The sequence below is a fragment of the Streptomyces sp. NPDC057543 genome, from assembly GCF_042801895.1.
GTDB lineage: Bacteria > Actinomycetota > Actinomycetes > Streptomycetales > Streptomycetaceae > Streptomyces.
Window position 1 is genome coordinate 2638 of the sequence record NZ_JBHVFF010000416.1, and the last position, 2836, is coordinate 5473.

Below are 2836 nucleotides of genomic sequence, written 5' to 3' on the forward strand. Positions count from 1 at the left end.
CTACGTCGACGCCCACAACGAGTCGCTCGCGACCAACGTCAGCTCCCCGGACGCCATCGCGGGATCCGAGGCCAACCAGTCCATCAGCATCAGGCAGTAACAACGCCCGGAAGCGTGCGGGCCGCGTTCTTGGGGGCGCGGCCCGCCCCGGGAGGAAGAGCAGGGCGGTGACCGAAAGCCAAAGGGTTCACCCCGGTCCCGCGGGGGCAGTGGCCTGCGACGCGGACGAAACGTTTCCGTCGTATGAGTACACGGAGATGATGTTTCCCGTTCCGCGACTCGGCGCGGGACTTCAACTCCTCGGCGAGTACAAGGGATCCGGCTCCACGGAGCGCAAGTACCTGGTCCGCCGGGGGGACGGGCAAGTGGTCCAGCTGTCCCGGTTGCTCTACCTGGTGACCGAAGCTGTCGACGGTGTACGGAACACCGATGCCATTTCGCACCGGGTCAGCGGGCGCTTCGGGCGTGAGGTCAGCGCGGACAACATCAAGTACCTCGTCGAGCAGAAGCTCGAACCGCTCGGCGTCACCGTCCCCTTCGGCCAGGAGGGCGACCAGGTCCGCGGCCCCACCAACGATCTCCTCCTGGTCCTCAAGGGCCATCGGGTGATATTCCGCGAGCAGCAGGTCGCCCGTATCGCGAAGGCACTCGCATGGCTGCACCGGCCGCCGGTGGTGGTTCTGGTGCTGCTGGCAGCCCTGTGCATCGACGTCTGGCTCTTCGCCGTTCACGGCGCCATTCAGCCGGTGCTGCAGGTGCTCGAGCAGCCGGTGCTGATGCTGGCCGTCTTCGTGCTGATCGTGGCATCGCTGGTCTTCCACGAGTTCGGGCATGCCTCGGCGTGCAGATACGGTGGCGCGCGGCCCGGATGCATCGGGTGCGGTCTCTTCCTGATCTGGCCGTCGATGTACACCGAAGTCACCGATGTCTACCGCATCGGGAGGGCCGGCCGGCTCCGGACCGACCTGGGCGGGGTCTACTTCAACATCGTGTTCGTGCTGGGCCTGGCCTGCGCGTACTTCCTCACCGGTCAGCCGTTCTTCCTCGCCGCGATCTACCTGGTGCACTTCGAGATCCTCGAACAGCTGCTGCCGGCAGTCCGGTTGGACGGCTACTACATCCTTGGGGACCTCGCCGGAATCCCCGACCTCTTCGGCAAGATCAAGCCCATCCTCTGGAGCATGTGGCCGGGCCGTCCGGTGCCTGCGGAGGTGGCCGCTCTCAAGCGGCCCGCGAGGATCATCGTCACGGTGTGGGTGCTGACCATGGTGCCGCTGATCGCCGCCGAGCTCGCTTACATGCTGTGGAACCTCCCACGCCTGCTCAGCACCAGCCTGCGCTCCCTGACGGAGCAGCTGGGCGGGACCTGGTTCGCCTTTGTCGACGGTGAGATCGCCGCAGGGCTCGTCGGCGTCGTCGGCAGCTTCATGCTCGTCTGCCCCCTGGCCGGCGCGGCGTATCTCACCGTGCGCCTGGTGGGACGGCTCGTGAAGGTCGCCGCCCGTGCCACGGAGGGCAACACCTGGCTGCGCCTGGCCGTCTGGGGCGGGGTGGTGGCGGGGGCCGGCGCACTCTGCGCGGCGTGGCTCGCCGGCATGACCCCACAGGCGCTGCCGCGGCAGCCACCCATCACCCCCATCATCCAGCCCGGCGTCCCCACGGCCCGCCCGACGCCATCGGCACCTGCCGAAGGACGGTCGAGCCCGGCCCCGCCCGACTCGTTCGTCCCCGCCGACTTGCCGTCGGAGGCGTCCACTCCGGAGCCCGGTCCCGAGGACAGCGTCTCGGGCGAGGCAGCCGGCGCGAGCGGTTCCCCGTCCGCGAGCACCGCTCCGATCACTCCGAAGCCCATGCGGACGAGCCCGACACCGAGGGTCAGCCGCTCCTCGGGATCACCGTCGCCGTCGGTCGGCGTCAGCTCTTCCCCCGGGCCGTCGAACCCCACGCCGTCCGGATCCCCCTCGCCTTCGGAGCCCCCGTCGGAGACCCACTCGGAGCCCCCCTCGGAGTCACCGGGCTTCCCGGAGAACTGACACCCGCTTCCTCCCCATTGAGAACCCCTGATCCTTCCCGTACGTCCGCAAAGGAGCACCCAGTGACGCACCGAAAGCCACGCACCAGCCAGGTCGGCCGCAGAGCCGCGCGGTTGGGAATGCTGGTCGTCGCCTGCACGGCAGGCATCGCCACTACCGCGAGCACGGCCGGAGCAACCTCGTCCGCATCGACCGTCACCCGTGACGTCGGCATCGCGATGGACGAGGCGCACGCGAAAGCCACCCCCAGGAACCGCTTCGACTACGACGACGAGTTCGCGATCCGCGAACTCGGAACGCGTATCGGCGTCGGTGCGCGGAACAGGGCGGTCGCCCGTTCCGTGGGCTGCTCGCTCGACAACCCGTGCCGGTCGGTCGCTCTGTCCTTCCAGGTGGTCACCACGAACGGCGACCTCACGCACGTCAACGCCACGAACACCAGCCGCGCGGTCAACGACCACTGCGAGGGCTGCCAGACCTTCGCCGGCGCCTACCAGTTCATCGTCTCCACCCCGTACTCGTTCACCCTGAGCCACTCGACCAGGAGCGAACTCGCCCGGCTGGAGAGGCGGCTGGGCGAACTGGAGCGGAGTCGCGAGGCGATCCACGTCGTCAAGGCCCGCGCCGACTCCCTCGCCGCCGAGGTCGTGACCCTGCTCCAGCAGGCGATGGCCGCCGCACCGCGCGGCGCGAACGTGAGCCGGCTGAGCAGCTTCACGCCCACGGTCACCCTGCGGCGGCACATCGACTAGGGCCGGTCCTGCGGATCAGGGTCGGACAGACCCTAGGACCGTCCGGCCGGT

General features: G+C 69.1%; 2 protein-coding genes. Both read left to right on the forward strand.

The annotated features are described in order from the left end of the window. Positions 1-167 precede the first annotated feature (167 nt). Entirely contained in the window at positions 168-2033 is a 1866-nt protein-coding gene (locus ACFU8Q_RS38605; protein WP_384463987.1) for a hypothetical protein, read from the forward strand. Positions 2034-2095: 62 nt separating this feature from the next. After that, the gene (locus tag ACFU8Q_RS38610) at positions 2096-2785 is read left to right on the forward strand and encodes a hypothetical protein (protein WP_384463990.1); all 690 of its coding nucleotides are present in this window, start codon (positions 2096-2098) and stop codon (positions 2783-2785) included. The last annotated feature ends 51 nt before the right edge of the window (positions 2786-2836 follow it).